At 42.8% G+C, this 16,388-nt stretch carries 17 protein-coding genes; 5 read left to right on the top strand and 12 right to left on the bottom strand.

What is annotated here, in order from left to right:
• Positions 1–7: 7 nt before the first annotated feature.
• The 6 genes from H571_RS0108075 to H571_RS0108050 all read right to left on the bottom strand — a co-directional run bounded on the left by H571_RS0108075 (position 8) and on the right by H571_RS0108050 (position 6,251).
• Positions 8–1,402 (bottom strand): FAD-binding oxidoreductase, encoded by a 1,395-nt coding sequence (locus H571_RS0108075; RefSeq protein ID WP_027848855.1) that lies wholly within the window; start codon positions 1,400–1,402, stop codon positions 8–10.
• An 80-nt stretch (positions 1,403–1,482) separates the two neighbouring features.
• A complete protein-coding gene (gene dmpG / locus H571_RS0108070) occupies positions 1,483–2,502 on the bottom strand; it encodes a 4-hydroxy-2-oxovalerate aldolase (protein ID WP_027848854.1) in 1,020 nt (339 codons plus the stop codon).
• A 10-nt stretch (positions 2,503–2,512) separates the two neighbouring features.
• A complete protein-coding gene (locus H571_RS0108065; RefSeq protein WP_027848853.1) occupies positions 2,513–3,424 on the bottom strand; it encodes an acetaldehyde dehydrogenase (acetylating) in 912 nt (303 codons plus the stop codon).
• Between the two features lie 12 nt (positions 3,425–3,436).
• Complete coding sequence (locus tag H571_RS0108060) at positions 3,437–4,720, bottom strand: TRAP transporter large permease (RefSeq protein WP_027848852.1); 1,284 nt, start codon at positions 4,718–4,720, stop codon at positions 3,437–3,439.
• Positions 4,717–5,202 carry a TRAP transporter small permease gene (locus H571_RS14685; RefSeq protein WP_036217941.1) on the bottom strand — a complete coding sequence of 162 codons (486 nt, stop codon included), beginning with the start codon at positions 5,200–5,202 and terminating at the stop codon, positions 4,717–4,719. The genes H571_RS0108060 and H571_RS14685 overlap by 4 nt, the downstream gene beginning before the upstream one ends.
• A 50-nt stretch (positions 5,203–5,252) precedes the next feature.
• Positions 5,253–6,251, bottom strand: coding sequence for a TRAP transporter substrate-binding protein (locus H571_RS0108050; protein WP_027848851.1), 999 nt, complete (start codon positions 6,249–6,251; stop codon positions 5,253–5,255).
• Positions 6,252–6,461: 210 nt separating this feature from the next.
• Here H571_RS0108050 and H571_RS0108045 point away from each other — a divergent pair, with 210 nt between their 5' ends.
• From H571_RS0108045 to corA, 5 genes are all read left to right on the top strand, one after another.
• Entirely contained in the window at positions 6,462–7,403 is a 942-nt protein-coding gene (locus tag H571_RS0108045) for a ketopantoate reductase family protein (protein WP_027848850.1), read from the top strand.
• A 22-nt stretch (positions 7,404–7,425) separates the two neighbouring features.
• Positions 7,426–7,839 carry a YbaN family protein gene (locus tag H571_RS0108040; protein ID WP_245562335.1) on the top strand — a complete coding sequence of 138 codons (414 nt, stop codon included), beginning with the start codon at positions 7,426–7,428 and terminating at the stop codon, positions 7,837–7,839.
• Positions 7,840–7,987: 148 nt separating this feature from the next.
• Positions 7,988–8,263 carry a hypothetical protein gene (locus tag H571_RS0108035; RefSeq protein WP_027848848.1) on the top strand — a complete coding sequence of 92 codons (276 nt, stop codon included), beginning with the start codon at positions 7,988–7,990 and terminating at the stop codon, positions 8,261–8,263.
• A gap of 114 nt (positions 8,264–8,377) precedes the next feature.
• Positions 8,378–9,376 (top strand): ferrochelatase, encoded by a 999-nt coding sequence (hemH, locus tag H571_RS0108030; RefSeq protein ID WP_027848847.1) that lies wholly within the window; start codon positions 8,378–8,380, stop codon positions 9,374–9,376.
• A gap of 39 nt (positions 9,377–9,415) precedes the next feature.
• On the top strand, positions 9,416–10,558 hold the full coding sequence (gene corA, locus H571_RS14680; protein ID WP_051168237.1) for a magnesium/cobalt transporter CorA: 1,143 nt from the start codon (positions 9,416–9,418) through the stop codon (positions 10,556–10,558).
• Here the strand turns inward: corA and H571_RS14675 are convergent.
• Genes H571_RS14675 through H571_RS0107995 form a run of 6 tightly spaced genes read right to left on the bottom strand, consistent with a single transcriptional unit; the run spans position 10,555 to position 16,381 of the window.
• The gene (locus tag H571_RS14675; protein WP_084482757.1) at positions 10,555–10,953 is read right to left on the bottom strand and encodes a Na+/H+ antiporter subunit G; all 399 of its coding nucleotides are present in this window, start codon (positions 10,951–10,953) and stop codon (positions 10,555–10,557) included. The genes corA and H571_RS14675 overlap by 4 nt on opposite strands.
• Positions 10,954–10,961: 8 nt before the next feature.
• Positions 10,962–11,231, bottom strand: a complete 270-nt coding sequence (locus H571_RS0108015; RefSeq protein ID WP_027848846.1) for a K+/H+ antiporter subunit F — start codon at positions 11,229–11,231, stop codon at positions 10,962–10,964.
• Entirely contained in the window at positions 11,225–11,728 is a 504-nt protein-coding gene (locus tag H571_RS0108010; protein ID WP_027848845.1) for a Na+/H+ antiporter subunit E, read from the bottom strand. The genes H571_RS0108015 and H571_RS0108010 overlap by 7 nt, the downstream gene beginning before the upstream one ends.
• The gene (locus H571_RS0108005; RefSeq protein ID WP_036217939.1) at positions 11,728–13,242 is read right to left on the bottom strand and encodes a monovalent cation/H+ antiporter subunit D; all 1,515 of its coding nucleotides are present in this window, start codon (positions 13,240–13,242) and stop codon (positions 11,728–11,730) included. Before H571_RS0108005 ends, H571_RS0108010 begins: the two co-directional genes overlap by 1 nt.
• Positions 13,239–13,586: a Na+/H+ antiporter subunit C gene (locus H571_RS0108000; protein ID WP_027848843.1), complete on the bottom strand. Its 348-nt coding sequence runs from the start codon at positions 13,584–13,586 to the stop codon at positions 13,239–13,241. Before H571_RS0108000 ends, H571_RS0108005 begins: the two co-directional genes overlap by 4 nt.
• Positions 13,586–16,381 (bottom strand): monovalent cation/H+ antiporter subunit A, encoded by a 2,796-nt coding sequence (locus H571_RS0107995; RefSeq protein WP_027848842.1) that lies wholly within the window; start codon positions 16,379–16,381, stop codon positions 13,586–13,588. Before H571_RS0107995 ends, H571_RS0108000 begins: the two co-directional genes overlap by 1 nt.
• Positions 16,382–16,388: the final 7 nt, after the last annotated feature.

The following is a 16,388-nucleotide window of genomic DNA, read 5'->3' as shown; positions in this document are numbered from 1 at the left end:
TACTAATTTAATCTAACACCTTTCCTGGGTTCATTATTTTATTTGGATCCATCGCTGCTTTCAGGGTTTGCATAAGGCTCACTTCAATTTCTGATCGTGAGTGCCTTAACCATTTCTTTTTGTGCAAGCCAATACCATGTTCTGCGGATACAGAACCAAAAAATGCTTTAGTGATTCGGTAAACTTCAGTTTCAATAGCATGTTCAGTCGTTAGTCCACCTACAACAGGACCAGCGACTAGGTGCAAATTACCATCACCTATATGGCCAAAAAACAAGGTAATTAAGTCCGGAAATTTTTGCGACAAGGTTGCTTTCAATTCTGCCGCTAGCTCACCAATTTTATCTAAGCCTACCGATACATCAAAATTAATGGTTGGTGCATTAATTTTTAATATTTCTGAAACGCAATCTCTTAATTCCCAAAGCTCTTGAGTTTCTCTGTCTGAATTGGCTAGAACGGCATTTTTTATTACCTCTTCTTCAAAAGCTTCTTCCATTAGCTTTTCAAACTGGGGGTAATCCTGTTTGGGGTCGTTACTTTGAATATCAAAAAGAAGGTAGTAGTTGTGCTTTTGGTCAAACTGATCAGCTTTACCTAGCGTATTAAGTGCCGTCTGGTAATAATCAGACCACATAACTTCAAAAGCACTAACAAGACCTGAAAAAGAAGACTGAGCTTTTTTCAAAAAGTGCAGCACATCTTGGTAATCATCAAAAGCGATTAATGCAGTATTTGCACCTGTTACGCCAGGGTGAAGTTTAACGATGGCTCGGGTAATAATACCAAGCGTGCCTTCGGTACCAATAAATAGCTGGCGTAAATCTAAGCCAGTATTATTTTTCTTCATGCTTTGTAGCAGGTTAAGGATTTTACCATCAGGTAAAACCACTTCTAGGCCTAGTACTAGGTCACGCATTACACCATAACGAATAACTCTATTGCCACCAGCATTGGTTGCTATATTGCCGCCTATTTGACACGAACCACGCGCACCTAAGTCTAGAGCAAACATCCAACCAGCAGCTTCTGCTTCTTCCTGAAGGGTTTGCAGAATTGCACCTGCCTGCACTTGTAAAGTGCCTACTACTGCATCTAGGTGCTCAATTTTATTCATCTTGGCAAGCGATAAAAGTAAGCAATTTTCTGAAGGAACAGCACCACCAGCTAACCCACTTAGGCCGCCTTGAGGCACAACAGCAACGCCATACCTATTACACAGTTCCATAATGCTAGCCACTTGTTCGGTGGTGCGAGGTGTAACTAAGCATTGAGGCTTGCCTGGCTGTTCGTCACTCCAGTCGTGAAGGTTAGCTTCTGGCACATCAACCATTAAATCTTTTGTATCAATAAGGGATTTAAGTTCATCAAAGAAACTGGAAGGGATAGCTTTAGCATTCATGCGGTGTCTATTTCCTACACTTAATTCAAAAAAAAGGGAGCGTAACTTTAATAGTATAAAGTAGCACTCCCTTAAGTCTTTTACTTATTTTTTGCCATGGTCAAAGCCAGGTCTTCAATCATGTCTTCTTGTCCACCCACAGTACCGCGACGACCTAGTTCAACTAAAAGGTCACGGGCTGAGATGCCGTATTTTTCTTCGGCACGCTTTGCGAATAAGAGGAAAGAGGAATAAACACCAGCATAGCCTAGTGTCAGTGCGTTACGGTCTACTCGAACGGGGTGATCCATCATAGGAACAACTAGGTCTTCAGCAACGTCCATGATTTTGAATAGATCAACACCCGTTGTTACGCCCATGCGATCAAGCACGGCACAGAAAACTTCTAGGGGTGTATTACCCGCACCAGCACCTAAACCTGCAACTGAACCATCAATGCGGCTAGCACCGGCTTCTATGGCAGCCAGCGAGTTAGCTATACCCATACCTAGGTTGTGGTGTCCGTGAAAACCTATTTCGATGTTTTTTGGCAATTCTTTACGCAGTAGGCCAATGCGAGCCGTCACATCATCCGGCAGCATATAACCCGCTGAGTCGGTGGCATAAATGCAGTTAGCACCGTAGCTGACCATCAACTTAGCCTGCTCCAGAATTTTTTCTGGGCTAACCATGTGCGCCATCATCAAAAAGCCGACGGTATCCATGCCCATCTTAGCGGCTTGGGTAATGTGCTGTTGGCTCACATCGGCTTCGGTACAGTGGGTGGCTACACGAATACTGGTGACACCACAATCTTTGGCCATGTTTAAATGATCAACCGTTCCAATACCCGGCAATAAGAGGGCTGAAATTTTAGCCTGCTTCATTTTTGGCACAACGGCTTTTAGGTACGCTTCATCGCTGTGTGCTGGGAAGCCGTAGTTAACCGAAGCACCGCCTAGGCCATCACCGTGGGTCACTTCGATCATCGGCATACCGGCTTGGTCTAAGCCAGTAGCAATATTAACCATTTCTTCCAGTGATATTTGGTGACGCTTGGCGTGCATACCATCACGTAGGCTCATGTCGTGTAGCGTGACTTTTTTACCTTGTAAATTCATTGGGTTTCTCCTAGCCGCGAGCGGGTAATGTGATGGACTGATTGGCCGCTTCTTCAGCAAACATTTCTGCGGTACGCAGTGCTGCTGCGGTCATTATGTCGAGATTACCGGCGTACTTGGGTAGAAAATCACCCAAGCCTTCCACCTGCATAAAGCAAGACACACGCTTGCCATCAAACACTGGACCATTGACTAGCTGATAACCGGGCACATAGCGTTGCACTTCTTTAACCATGGCATGAATGGATTCAGTAATCGCCGCTTGGTCAGGCGTCGTTTCGGTTAAGCAATGCACGGTATCGCGCATCATTAAAGGCGGCTCGGCAGGGTTAATAACAATGATTGCCTTGCCTTTTTTAGCACCACCCACCTGCTCTACACCGCTGGCGGTAGTACGAGTAAATTCATCAATATTAACGCGTGTACCCGGGCCAACAGAGCGTGAAGAAACGGTGGCAACAATTTCTCCGTATTCAACTGGTTGCACACGGGAAATGGCCGCGACCATAGGAATAGTGGCTTGCCCACCACAGGTCACCATATTCACGTTCATGGCAAGGTTTTTAGTTTGTTCAACCAAGTTCACCGGTGGCACACAAAAAGGACCAATCGCAGCCGGTGTTAGGTCAATCATAATCACGCCTAGTTCATTCAGCTTGCGGCTGTTTTCAGCATGAACGTAGGCTGAGGTGGCATCAAAGGCAATGCGGATATCATCTTTGACAATGTGCTCTAACACACCATCTACGCCTGTTGCACAGGTTTTAATGCCCATGGCTTCGGCACGTTTTAAACCTTCTGAGGTTGGATCAATACCTACCATCCAAACGGGTTCTATCCATTCAGAGCGTTGCATTTTCATCAACAGGTCGGTGCCGATATTGCCTGGACCGATGATGAGGGCTTTAAGTTTTTTACTCATATTTTTTCTCAATTAGTTATTAATTAAATTACTTAAACCCAACGATATAAAAGGTAGGTAAGTAATTAGTAACAGAGCAACCAGCATCACAATCACAAAAGGCACAGCACTACGCATAACCTTTTCAAGCGATAAAGACGCAACTCTTGAGGCTACAAAGAGATTCACCCCAACAGGTGGCGTTATCATTCCTATAGCTAAGTTAACAATCATAATGATGCCAAAATGTACAGGATGTACGCCTATGCCAGCAGCGATAGGTAATAGGATGGGTGTTAAGATAATTATTGCCGCTAGCGTTTCCATAAACGTGCCTATCACTAACAGCAATACGTTTATCAGTAGCAATAATAATAAAGGGTTGCTAACAATTTCTAAGGTGTAATCAGCTAGTTGAACTGGGATTCGCTCAATTGTTAATACCCGTCCAAAAATGGTAGCAGCACCAACAATGATCATAATGGTTGAGGTAATTAAAGCTGAATCGGCAAGAATGGTATAAAGCTTTTTAAGTGATAACTCTTTGTAAAGAAACACGCCAACAATTAAGCCATAAAATACAGCTACAGCGGCAGCTTCGGTGGGTGTAAATACACCGCCATAAATACCACCCAAAATAATGACCGGTACTAATAAAGCCCACTTAGCATCGTAAATAGTTTTTAATGCTTCACCTAAAGTGGGTGTAGGTTCTTTTAAGCCAACACTTTCACGCTTGCCAACAAACCAAGCATAGGCAATTAGAAAAATACCAATAAGCAACCCCGGAATAATGCCTGCTAAAAACAGCTCAGTTACTGAGACATTGGCAGAGGAGGCATAAATTATCATGGGAATACTCGGTGGAATGACTATTCCTAAGCTACCAGCTGAAGCAATTAAACCCGTAGAAAAGGCCGGACGGTAACCACCTTTTGTCATGGCTGGCAGTAGTATTGCACCTACAGCAGCAACGGTTGCAGGGCCAGAGCCAGAAATAGCACCAAAGAACATGCAGGTGACTACGGCAATAACAGCCATGCCACCATTGAAGCGTCCAAAGAGTATTTTACCTACAGAAAGCAAGCGTTCTGATAACCCACCCTGGCTCATTAAATTACCAGCTAAGATGAAAAAAGGTACTGCCATTAAGGGGAAGGAATCTATGGAGGTTACTAGCCCTTGGGCGACATAACTTGAGCTAACTTTTCCACTGAATAGTAAAGCGGCAGTGGAAGCTAAGCCTAAACCTATAGCAATAGGGACGCTTAAAAATAATAAGAAAGTAAATAAACCAAAAAGAATTAGCGCTGTCATAGGGCTTCACCTTTTGGATTACGAATAAAGCAAATCTCTTGATAAATTGCTTGCACCAAACGTAAAGCAGATAAAGAAAGCCCGACTACTGGAGCCAAATATACGTACCCCATGCTAATGCCAATAGAAGCAGAGCGCTGGTTAAATCGAAATATCTTTTCAGTTAGTGCGATACCTTCTTTTACTACAAGAATGCAGAAAAACAGGAAAACTAAGTGAAGCAATATATTGAAATGGTGTTGTATTTTAAGCGGTAGTTTATTGGCAAAAGTGGAGACACGAATATGTGCTTGTTTTTTAATACCATAACTTGCACCTATCCAAGTCATCCAGATAAACAGGTAGCGTGCTAGTTCTTCTGACCAGGTAATAGAAGAACCCACAACAAAGCGCATGAAAATCTGCGCAATAATTAACGCTGACATAATGCTAATTAATGCAACTAGCAGAATTTCTTCAAAGTAATTGTCGAGGAATTTCATTGATGAAAAAGCCTATAGCAGGGCAGGCCGAAGCCTGCTTGGGAATACACTTATTGTGCTGCTTTAACAATACGATCAGCTAAATCGGCACCAACAATTTTTTTGATCTTATCGTAAACAGGTTTCATTTTTGACGAGAAAGTATTTAGCTCTTCTGCTGTTAGGCTAGTAATGGTTACACCCTTAAGTTGTGCTGAAGCTTCACTATCTGCTTTTTGTGCTAAACCTCTTTGGTAAGCTTTAGCCTCTTGGAAGATCTCAGTGAAAATAGCCTGATCTTTTTTACTTAATCGGGCTTGTAGTTCTGGGTTCATTAGCACAACAAAAGGAGAGTAAATATGGTTGGTAATACTGATGTGTTTTTGTACTTCATCAAAACGCATATCACGGAAGAGGTTGATTGGGCCTTCCTGAGCTTCAAAAGTACCTTGTTGAAGTGCAGTATAAAGTTCACTGAAAGCTAAAGGTGCAGGATTAGTACCTAATTCGCGCCAAGCCATTAGGTGAATTTCATTTTCCATAGTACGCATACGAAGACCTTTAAGGTCATCTGAGGTACGGATTACACGCGAGTTATTAGTTAGCTGACGGAAACCATTTTCCCAGTAACCTAAACCTGAAAGGCCGACTCTATTTAGGCTTTGTAGAAGCTCCTGACCAATTTCACCGTCTAACACCTTATAAACTGAAGCGCGATCTTTGAATAGAAAAGGCATGTCTAGCGCAAAAAACTGCTTGTTAAAGCTAGCTAGTGGTGCGGAAGAAACAAAAATTAAATCTATATTACCTAGCTGAATACTCTCAATTAGCTCCCTTTCGCCACCTAGCTGACCATTAGGGAAAATTTCTATGCTAATACGACCATCAGTACGTTCACGTAATTCACGATCCATCAGCTCCAAGGCTTTATGACCAGTATTGGTTGTGGATGCAGCGTGAGATGCTTTAATGGTTAGCTCAGAGCCTGCCTGAGCTTGGGTCAATCCCATTGCTAGTGCAAGTGCACTAACCGAAAGAAGTTTTCCGCCGACTTTTAAAAGTTTTTTCATACTTACCTCGTTTTTTATGCAGTTTTATTGGTGTAAATATTTGCTGTTGGAAATTTAGATTAGTGCCTTTAGAATTTTCTGTCAAATATAGAAATCTGTTTTCAATATATGGAAGAAATGGATTGTTGTTACAGCTAGGTATACTTGCTATTTTGCCGCTTTAGGCATCAGCTATTCATTAATTTAAGAAACTAAATTCAAAGGCTTGTTATGCTCAAATTACTTATGATTGGTGCAGGTGGTATTGGCGGGTATTACAGCGCAAGACTGGCTGAAGCAGGGCATGAAGTTGTCTTAACTGCCCGTGGAGAACACCTAGCAGCATTACAAAAAAACGGTTTGCTTGTTCACTATGAAGGGCAGCAACTGGCTTGCCAGCTACCGGCGGTGGATCATACCACCCTAATGCAAAACTATCAGTCCAGTGACTTTGATGTGATTGTTATTGCGCTAAAATCGACAGCCACCCAAGCGGTATTAAACGAACTAGAATCTTGGTTGAAATCAAGCCAAGTGCCAGTGCTATCGTTACAAAATGGTGTGGATAATGAGCCTTTAATTGCTCAACTGCTGGGTGAAAAACGTGTGTTAGGTGGTTTGGCTGTACGTATTGGTGGTCATATTATTAAGCCAGGTGTGGTTGAAGCAGAGGGGGTTGCACAAATTGTTATGGGTGAATGGCCTGCGGCATCGAAGCAGCCAGATGCAAGGTGTTTACTAGTCGAAACACTGCAAACAGCATTTGTGCAGGCGGGTATTCCTACAACCGTTTCTACTGCTATAGGTTATGAACTTTGGCGTAAGCTAGTAATCAATAATGGGGTGAATCCTATTTCTGCTTTAACTGGGCTAGACACTCAAAGCCTGACTCGGCATCCTGAGTTAAGTAAACTTGTGTATGGCATGATGATGGAAACAGCCAAAGCAGCCAAAGCCGATGGTTTAGAGCTAGGTAAAAAAGATGTTGTTGAAATGTTTGAGCTGATAAGCAGCTTTAATGCCATTAAAACCTCTATGCTGGTCGATAAAGAAAAAGGCCGCCCTTTAGAATTGGATAGCATTGCTGGTGCTGTGCTGCGCCGTTCAGAAATTTTAGGTATTGATGCACCTTACACCACTACGGTAAATGCATTGCTCAGGTTAGCTAATTAAAAATAAGAGAGAAGACAAGCCAGTGACCCCTACACCCTTACCAGCTCCTAAAGTTCTGGCTAACCCTTTAATTAGGCGTACAGTTTTTATTTTTGGTTGGTTTAGTTTGGTGATGGGAGTTATTGGCATTTTTTTACCTTTACTACCAACTACGCCTTTTATTTTGTTAGCTGCTGCCTGTTTTGCACGGAGTTCACCTAGGTTTTATGCTTGGATAACCAGCCACCACCGCTACGGACCGATGATAGCTAACTATTTAGCTGGCAGAGGTTTGCCCGTAAAAGCCAAGGTAATGGCGATAAGTTTATTGTGGATAAGTGTTAGCTTTACCTTGTTTATTGTTAGCCTGCTTTGGGCAAAGCTTGCAATGTTAGCTACAGCGTTAGCAGTGAGTGTTTATATTATTTGGCGCTTACCCACCTTAAAAACAGGTTAGGTTCTTCTATTTTAGTGAACGCACGCTATCTTGTGAATGGTTTTCAGAGTTCTTCAAAAAAAGCTACTCATGCAGGTAAACGGTTGAACTTTTTAGCAAAAGTTGTACCTAAGAGATATGGAAATTATTTTAATAACAAAGGTGAAACATGCAAATCAAAGAATTAAAAAAGCAACTCGAGCTTAATCCGCAAATTCAAGTAGGTATTATTAATCACACTGCTAGTAGTTTTTGCTTAGTACAAATACGTAATGCAGAAGAAGTGAAGTTCTTAACTGGCTGGCGCGGACAACATCGTGTTTTTCGTAGTTTAGATGAAGCAACAGAAGAATTAGCACGCCATGGCATTAAACCTGCCTTTTTAACGAACTATGAACCTTTTTATGAAGGTTTAAACACTAGACCACTTAGCTTTTCGTTTTAAATTAAATTTTAACCCCTGTTTTAAACCCTTGTGCACAGCTAATTGATAGAGGTAGAGCGGCTGATTTGGTAATATGACGGCTAGTGTCATTTTACCAACTAACGAGGTTAGTCCGTGTCTTCAAATAAAAAGCCCCCTTTTGCAGTATTATTGGTGAACCTGGGAACACCAGATGCACCAACCCCTTCTGCAGTAAAAAAATACCTCGCTGAATTTTTATGGGATAGCCGTGTAGTTGATGTGGCACGCCCTTTGTGGTGGCTTATATTACATGGCATTATTTTGCGCTTTCGTCCAAGTCGAGTTGCTAAAAACTACCAACAGGTATGGACTGAAGAAGGCTCACCCCTCTTGGCAATTAGCAAGCAGCAACGCCAAGGGTTAGAAGCCAAATTGGAAGCCACGCTAGGCGAAAAAATACCCGTATTGCTAGCCATGACTTATGGTTCACCCTCTATGGAAGATGTAGGGCGCCAGATGCGCGAGCTAGGTGTAGAAAAACTGCTTGTGCTGCCTATGTACCCGCAGTTTTCTTCTTCTACTACAGCCGCTGCGTTTGATCGTTTAGCAGCTAGCCTAAAAAAATGCCCTCACTGGCCAGAACTGCGTTTTATTCGTGATTATGCTACCTACCCTGCTTACATAAAAGCTTTGGCTGAATCAGTGCGTCAGTCTTGGCAAAGTCAGGGCAAAGCCAGTGAATTACTTATTATGTCCTTTCACGGTATTCCCCAGCGTTACACCGCTAAAGGTGATCCTTATGCAAGGCATTGCAAAGCCACAGCCAAGGCTTTAGCTGCCGAGCTAGGTTTACAGCCAGAACAATGGAAGCTTACCTACCAATCGCGTTTTGGTCGTGAGCCTTGGTTACAGCCCTATACTGATGAAACCATGAAAAGCTTAGGCGCGGCTAAAACAGAAGGTATCTCTGTTATTTGTCCGGGTTTTAGTGCTGATTGCTTAGAAACGCTTGAAGAAATTGAAGAAGAAAACCGTGAATATTATGAAGAAGCAGGCGGTAAAGGTTTTACTTATATACCTGCCCTAAATGCGCGTTCTGAACATATTCAAATGATGCAAGAGCTCGTTAGACAGCATACCCAAGGCTGGTAGAGTCAGGTTGAAGCCTTCACAAATGAATGAGTGCATAGCATGGGTTTGAATCAGCAAAACAATGAGTCATCCAGTGGCTTTCGCAGCCTATTTAACCGTTCGGCTGCTGAAGTACAGCGAAAAAAACCCGGTCAACCACCGGGGTTTTTGCAACACACGGGTGAGCAGAAGTTAGAAGCAATGCGCATGACGGTGCATGATTACGATGCTAACCGTTATGACTCTTTTACTATTGATGCGCTAGATCCAACGGCTGCTTATATGCGCCCCAGTAGTAAAACTTGGATTCAGATTCAAGGTTTGCATGATATTACCCAGCTACGCAAGATAATGGACTATTTTGAACTGCACCCCTTGGTTCAAGAAGACATTGTTAGCATTAACCAACGCCCTAAAGTAGAACCTTATGGCGAGGTTATTTTTGTTGTGGGGCGAATGATAACGGCACGTCAAGAAGGCGATGCAACAGAGCTTAAATCAGAACAGGTTAGCTTGGTTTTAGGTAAAAACTTTGTCTTATCGTTTCAAGAAAGTGATGACCCACTATTTGATCCAGTCATTCGCCGTATGCTGGTAGCTAATACCCGTTTACGCCGTCATAGTATCGACTTTTTAACCTATGCCTTGTTAGACAATCTGGTTGACCATTACTTCACTGCTTTAGATTTTATTAACGAAACCATTGAAAGCATGGAAGAAAGGGTGCTAGATCAACCAGATCCTTCAGATTTACAAAGCATTCATGCTTTGCGGCGTGATCTTATCTTTTTTAGAAAGTCAGTTTGGTCTTTGCGAGATGGAATTAACAGTTTAATTAGAGATGATTCACCACTGATTAGCCCGGAAATTAAAGTTTATTTGCGTGATGTTTACGACCATCTTGTACAGGTAATTGATAGTGTTGAAAGCCAGCGCGAGTTGGTATTTAGCCTTTACGATATGTATATGTCATCACTCAGTAGCCGTATGAATGAAGTAATGAAAGTACTGACAGTCATTTCTACGCTATTTATTCCACTCACCTTTATTGTGGGTGTTTATGGAATGAACTTTAACCCTGAAACAAGCGTATGGAATATGCCCGAGCTAAACTGGGCTTTTGGTTACCCAGCTGCTTGGGGCTTAATGTTAATTATAATAGCGTCCATGCTTTACTATTTTAAGCGCAAAGGCTGGTTTTAATTTTCACTACCTTTTTGTTTATTAACTAAGTCTGCTTTAGCGGGTGGATTGCCACCTGCTGTTGCTGCCTTATGAGCTTCAACTCCTTGAGTTCTTTCAAGCGTATCTGTGTCTACGTGTAAAGCAGCTTTAGCCATCATGTGTGCACTAACGGGTGCAGTAATAAACAAGAAAATAGTGATCAGTATTTCATGAATACTAAACATGGAGTTTTTAATACTAAAAAACAGCATGGATGCTATTAACAGACTACCTACACCTAGGGTTGTTGCCTTGGTGGGCGCATGAAGCCGCATATAAAAGTCAGGTAGTCGAGCTAAGCCTATCGAACCAATAAGCATAAATAGCCCACCCAAAAGCACAAAAAAACTTAAAATTAATTCTATCCAATTCATAGTGATATCTACTCAATAATATCGCCGCGCAGCAGGTATTTACAAAGGGCTGCGGTACTTACAAACCCAAGTAGGGCAATTAAAAGGGCGGCTTCAAAATATAGCGGTGAACCCATATACATACCCAGTAAAATAATTAAAGCGATACTGTTAATGTAAAGGGTGTCTAGCGCAAGTATACGATCAGCCAAGCTAGGGCCTTGTATAAGCCGCCATAAGCTTAGTAAAAGCGCTATTGCTATCATAACATTCACTAGGAGTAGGGCAGTTTTTAGCATCCAAAAATCTCCTTTAGTGGTGCTTCATAACGCGTTTTAATTGAATGAATGAGTGCTTGCTCATCTACTAAATTCAGTGCATGAATATAGAGCCAACGCTTATCTTCAGATACATCACAGCTAACCGTACCAGGCGTTAAAGATACCGTGCTGGCTAAGAGGGTAATGGGTAGGTTTTGGTTTATATCTAAAGGCACTGCAACAAATCCTGGCTGCATTTTTTTGAGTGGCCCAAGAATTAATACAGCTACTTGCATATTGGCAATAACAATATCCATAAGCACCAGTAAAAAATAACGCAAGGCTAAGAGGGGTTTGCGAACAGTGGGTTGAGGGTTTTGTAGGCCATTCACCAATAAAGGAATAGTAAAGGCTAGCGTGGCTGCTAAAAAAATATGGCCAACGGCTAGGGTGTTATTCATTAAAAGCCAAACAACAAAGAGGAGTGCGCTTTGTACCGGCATAGGTACTAAACGAAAACGTGGTTTAGCATCCATTACTTAGCTCCTTGTTGCAGAATCAAATCAATGGTGGGTTGGATATTAAATAGCTGCTCTGCTGCTAGACGAGTGTACTCGGTAATGCTGCCTGCAAAAATTACCATTAGCGGTGAGCAAAGCAATAACAACCAAACGCCCGAAAGCTTAAATAGTGGCGGGGTTTCGGTAGCGCTATTTTCACCACTGACACGCCAGAATAAGCTAGTGCCAGCTCTGGCTAGGGCGATAATAACGGCTAGGCTGCTAATTAAGAGGGTAGGCCAAACCCAGCTAGCGATAGAGGGAAGGCTGCTTGCTTGTAACAGCATTAGCTTACCGACAAAACCTGAAAAAGGTGGCATACCAGCAAGGCTTAAAGCAGATACAAAAAAAGCAGTGCCTAGTAAAACTGGCTGTTGTACGCGTCTGGCTGAAACAAAACGATCACCTGGTTTACCCCTTTGTTCACCAATAACATCAGCTAATAAAAACAGCGCTGCAGCAATTAAAGTGGAGTGAACTAGGTAATAAAGTGCCGCTGCAGTTGCTTGAGGTGTAGCAATGGCAGCAGCTAATAAGAGAGTGCCTACAGAGATAATAACCAAGTTAGAAGCCAGCATTCTTAAGCTGGGGCTAGCTAGGGCACCTATTGCACCTATTGCCAAGGTTAATAGAGACATAGGCCATAACCAAGGCTGAATTAGGTTGGCTAAATCACCTGCTTCTGGCCCAAAAACTAAGGTGTGTACTCGTAAAATGCTGTAGATACCCACCTTGGTCATAATCGCAAAAAGAGCAGCTACCGGTGCGCTGGCCGCAGAGTAGGTGCGAGGCAGCCAAAACTGTAAAGGCAAAAGTGCGGATTTCAGCCCAAAAACAACCAATAGCAATAATCCGCCTGCTTTTACCAAGGCCTGCTCATCGGGTTGCAGCTGGTGAATTCTAGCCGCCATATCGGCCATATTAAGTGTGCCTAGCGTGCCGTAAAGAATACCTAAGGCAAATAAGAAGAAGGCTGAACCCACTAGGTTAAGAATAACGTAGTGCATGGCTGCCTGAGTACGCTGTTTGCCACCCCCATGAATAAGCAAAGAGTAGGAAGCTATCAGCAGTACTTCAAAGAAGACAAAGAGATTAAATAAGTCGCCGGTTAAGAAAGCGCCATTAATGCCCGCAATTTGAAATAGAAATAGTGGATAAAAGAACATCCCTGTTTTGTCATCACCACCAGTAGCATAGAGCAGCGCACCCAGCGTTAATATACTGCTGAGTAGTACCATTAATGCAGAGGTTCTGTCGGCGACAAATAAAATACCAAAGGGTGGCTTCCAGTCGCCCAAATAGTAAAGCTGGATGCTGCCTGAACTGGCGATTTGTACCATCCAAATACTGAGTGCAATAAGTACCAAGCTAGTAAGCAGCGTGACATTACGCTGCCTTACTAAGCTATTAGTAATAGGGGGCAGTAAAATTAAAGCCCCCATTATTAATGGAAAAACAACAGGCAAGAGTGTTAGGTGTTGCTGAATCATTTTTTCTTTTCCTCAGGCTCTACTGCTAGGCGGCCATCAACATGGTCGTTGCCCAAGTCCGCACGAGAACGCATGGCAAGAATTAAAACAAAGGCAGTCATGGCAAAGCCAATCACTATCGCGGTTAATACCAGTGCTTGAGGAACTGGGTCTGCATATACCTCTGAAGTGCCTAATACCGCAGCGCCGTTAATGGTTAAGCGCCCGCTTGAAAAAAGAAAGAGGTTAACTGCATAAGACAGCAGGGTAATACCAACTACCACAGGAAAACTACGACCCCGCAAGGAAAGAAATACACCAGCAGCCGTTAATAAGCCGATACTAAAAGCGAATAGAGCTTCCATTAGTTATTCTCCTTCATGGCAGGGCTTTGGTTGGTTGTTAGCTTACCTAAGTTAGCCAGTATCATTAGGGTTGCACCTATAACGGTGAGATAAACGCCTAGATCAAATAACATGGCGCTAGCTAGTTCAAACTCACCAATAATGGGTAGGTTGAAGTAATCGTACCAAGTGGTTAGGAAGGGGCGATTAAAAAACCAACTGCCTACCCCTGTTAAAGCAGCAACTAAAATACCGCTAGCAACCAACCATTGGTAGTTAATACGCAGACGGTCTTTTATCCAGTCAACACCATGTGCTATGTACTGTTGAATAATTGCCACAGAAGTAATTAAACCAGCAATAAAACCGCCGCCGGGCATATTGTGTCCGCGTAAGAAAATATAAGCCGATACCAACAAGGCTAGGGGTAGTAAGCTTTGTGATACAACACTGAGCATCATTGGGTGACGACCCACTGCCCAAGGGCGACCAGTAGAGTCACTGCTAGGCATATAAAGGCGCATACGCACGATGAGTTTAAAAATACCTAAAGCAGCTATGCCCAATACTGATATTTCACCAAGGGTATCTAGTCCACGAAAATCGACCAGAATAACGTTGACGACGTTAGTACCACCACCACCAGATTTACTATTTTCTAGGAAGAACCAAGAAATACTGTCTAGTGGGCGAGTAATCATGGCGTAGTTAATGGTGCCAATAACGCCACCAATAATACCCGCTAGGCTTAGGTCTCTAACCAGTCGGCGTGGATGAGATTCCTTGGGTGTGTTTTGTGGCAAAAAGAAGAGAGCAAGCAGCATAAGTATCATGGTTACAACTTCAACTGAAAGCTGAGTTAAAGCTAAATCAGGTGCTGAAAAACGAGCAAAAGCAAGGGATACAATTAAACCAACCACCGACAAACTAATAATAGAAACCAATCTTTTACGGTTGAATAAAACCGTAGCAAGAGTGGCTACGGCAAGAATAATGGCCGCTATTAGGCTTAGGTTATCTATAGGCAGTTGTGACTTATGGCCTTCAGTAGCGTTTAAGTCAATCATTGGGCCAGCCATTAATATCATGGCTAAAAAGATAAGCAGATAGATGTAACGCTGCAAAGAGCCATTTTCTAGCTTTTGCATAATGCTTGTACAGCCTTTAACTAGCTGCTGCATCATCCATTCAAAAATAAGCTTGGCATCCGCTTCAGGAAATTGTGCTTGAAAGCGAAACAGGTGCTTACGGTTATAGTAGATAATTAAACCGCCTACCATGGCTAAGAAACTCATTAATAGCGGGATATTAAAACCATGCCAAATAGCTAGGCTGTAGTTAGGTAAATCACCACCCAAGGCTGCAGTAGAAGCGACAGCTAAAAGTGGGCCGACTACGAAGGTTGGAAAAATACCGATAAGCAAACAAAGTGCGATAAGCACTTCAACAGGAATACGCATAAAACGCGGTGGTTCATGGGGTGTTTTAGGTAGATCGACTGGTTCACCGTTAAAAAAGACATCATGAATAAAACGCGCTGAATAGGCTACTGAGAAAACTGTACCTAAAGTAGCAAATACTGGCACCATCCAGGAAAGTGAGCCTAGGGTTACTTGCTGTAGTGTTTCTGCAAAAAACATTTCTTTAGAAAGGAAACCGTTCAGAAGGGGTACGCCCGCCATAGATGCTGCGGCAACCATTGCAAGTGTGGCGGTATGCGGCATGTACTTCCATAGCCCATTAATTTGCCGCATATCTCGGGTACCCGTTTCATGGTCAATGATACCTGCCGCCATAAAGAGCGAAGCTTTAAAGGCAGCGTGGTTAATTATATGGAAAATGGCAGCAACGGTAGAAAGTTGGGTATTCATACCTAAAAGCAGGGTAATTAAACCTAGGTGGCTAATGGTTGAATAAGCCAGTAGCCCTTTTAAGTCATGCTTAAATAAAGCGACGTAAGCACCGATTAGCAAAGTGGCTAAACCAGTCATGCTAACAATTAAAAACCATAGCTCAGTACCCGAAAGCACAGGGTACATACGAGCCATTAAGAAAATGCCTGCTTTAACCATAGTGGCCGAATGCAGGTAAGCGCTCACCGGTGTTGGTGCTGACATGGCATGGGGAAGCCAAAAATGGAAAGGAAACTGAGCTGACTTGGTAAAAGCCCCTAAAAGTACCAGCACAAGAATGACAGGATAGGCAGCATGTTCACGAATTAAGTCACCACTGGCTAATACAGTGCTTAAATCATAACTACCCACCACTTGACCAACAAGTAGTAGCCCAGCTAGGAGTGCTAAACCACCTGCACCTGTAACTGTGAGCGCCATACGCGCGCCCTTGCGTGCTTCAGATTTATGTGACCAAAAGCCAATTAGTAAAAATGAGCTAATGCTGGTTAATTCCCAAAAGAACCAGAGCTGAATAAGGTTGCCAGACAAAACTATGCCCAGCATGGCTGTCATAAACAGAAGCAGATAAGAATAAAAGAGCGGCATATTATCTTGTTCAGAAAGATAATAGCGCGCATAGAGAATAATAAGCTGGCCTATACCAAGAATTAACAAGGCAAAAAGCCAAGCTAAACCATCTAATCTAAAAGCAACGTCTAAACCTGCTAGAGGTATCCATTCAAAGCTGACTGCTAGCACTTCACCACTAAAAACTGCTGGCGCTTGTTTAAAAAGTAAAATAAGTGCGATTGCAGGAAGTAGCGCAGTAAAAATAGCGATGCTGTTGCGGCTAAAGCGCGATGCCAGCAAAGGCATTAGTGTACCAAGCATTGGCAACAGAGGAATCCATAACAAGCCCATCGTAGGT

It is taken from the genome of Marinospirillum minutulum DSM 6287, from assembly GCF_000422325.1.
Taxonomy (GTDB): Bacteria; Pseudomonadota; Gammaproteobacteria; order Pseudomonadales; family Halomonadaceae; genus Marinospirillum; species Marinospirillum minutulum.
This window is presented reverse-complemented; position numbering and strand designations above follow the sequence as displayed.

What these genes read in the sequence shown, in the direction of transcription:
- H571_RS14685 (WP_036217941.1), bottom strand. Translation starts at nt 5,202, where the DNA reads ATGAAATTCCTCGACAATTACTTTGAAGAAATTCTGCTAGTTGCATTA.
- H571_RS0108075 (WP_027848855.1), bottom strand. Translation starts at nt 1,402, where the DNA reads ATGAATGCTAAAGCTATCCCTTCCAGTTTCTTTGATGAACTTAAATCC.
- H571_RS0108065 (WP_027848853.1), bottom strand. Translation starts at nt 3,424, where the DNA reads ATGAGTAAAAAACTTAAAGCCCTCATCATCGGTCCAGGCAATATCGGC.
- H571_RS0108010 (WP_027848845.1), bottom strand. Translation starts at nt 11,728, where the DNA reads ATGGATGCTAAACCACGTTTTCGTTTAGTACCTATGCCGGTACAAAGC.
- H571_RS0108035 (WP_027848848.1), top strand. Translation starts at nt 7,988, where the DNA reads ATGCAAATCAAAGAATTAAAAAAGCAACTCGAGCTTAATCCGCAAATT.
- dmpG (WP_027848854.1), bottom strand. Translation starts at nt 2,502, where the DNA reads ATGAATTTACAAGGTAAAAAAGTCACGCTACACGACATGAGCCTACGT.
- corA (WP_051168237.1), top strand. Translation starts at nt 9,416, where the DNA reads ATGGGTTTGAATCAGCAAAACAATGAGTCATCCAGTGGCTTTCGCAGC.
- H571_RS0108005 (WP_036217939.1), bottom strand. Translation starts at nt 13,242, where the DNA reads ATGATTCAGCAACACCTAACACTCTTGCCTGTTGTTTTTCCATTAATA.
- H571_RS0108060 (WP_027848852.1), bottom strand. Translation starts at nt 4,720, where the DNA reads ATGACAGCGCTAATTCTTTTTGGTTTATTTACTTTCTTATTATTTTTA.
- H571_RS0108045 (WP_027848850.1), top strand. Translation starts at nt 6,462, where the DNA reads ATGCTCAAATTACTTATGATTGGTGCAGGTGGTATTGGCGGGTATTAC.
- H571_RS14675 (WP_084482757.1), bottom strand. Translation starts at nt 10,953, where the DNA reads ATGAATTGGATAGAATTAATTTTAAGTTTTTTTGTGCTTTTGGGTGGG.
- H571_RS0108050 (WP_027848851.1), bottom strand. Translation starts at nt 6,251, where the DNA reads ATGAAAAAACTTTTAAAAGTCGGCGGAAAACTTCTTTCGGTTAGTGCA.
- H571_RS0108000 (WP_027848843.1), bottom strand. Translation starts at nt 13,586, where the DNA reads ATGGAAGCTCTATTCGCTTTTAGTATCGGCTTATTAACGGCTGCTGGT.
- H571_RS0108015 (WP_027848846.1), bottom strand. Translation starts at nt 11,231, where the DNA reads ATGCTAAAAACTGCCCTACTCCTAGTGAATGTTATGATAGCAATAGCG.
- H571_RS0107995 (WP_027848842.1), bottom strand. Translation starts at nt 16,381, where the DNA reads ATGGGCTTGTTATGGATTCCTCTGTTGCCAATGCTTGGTACACTAATG.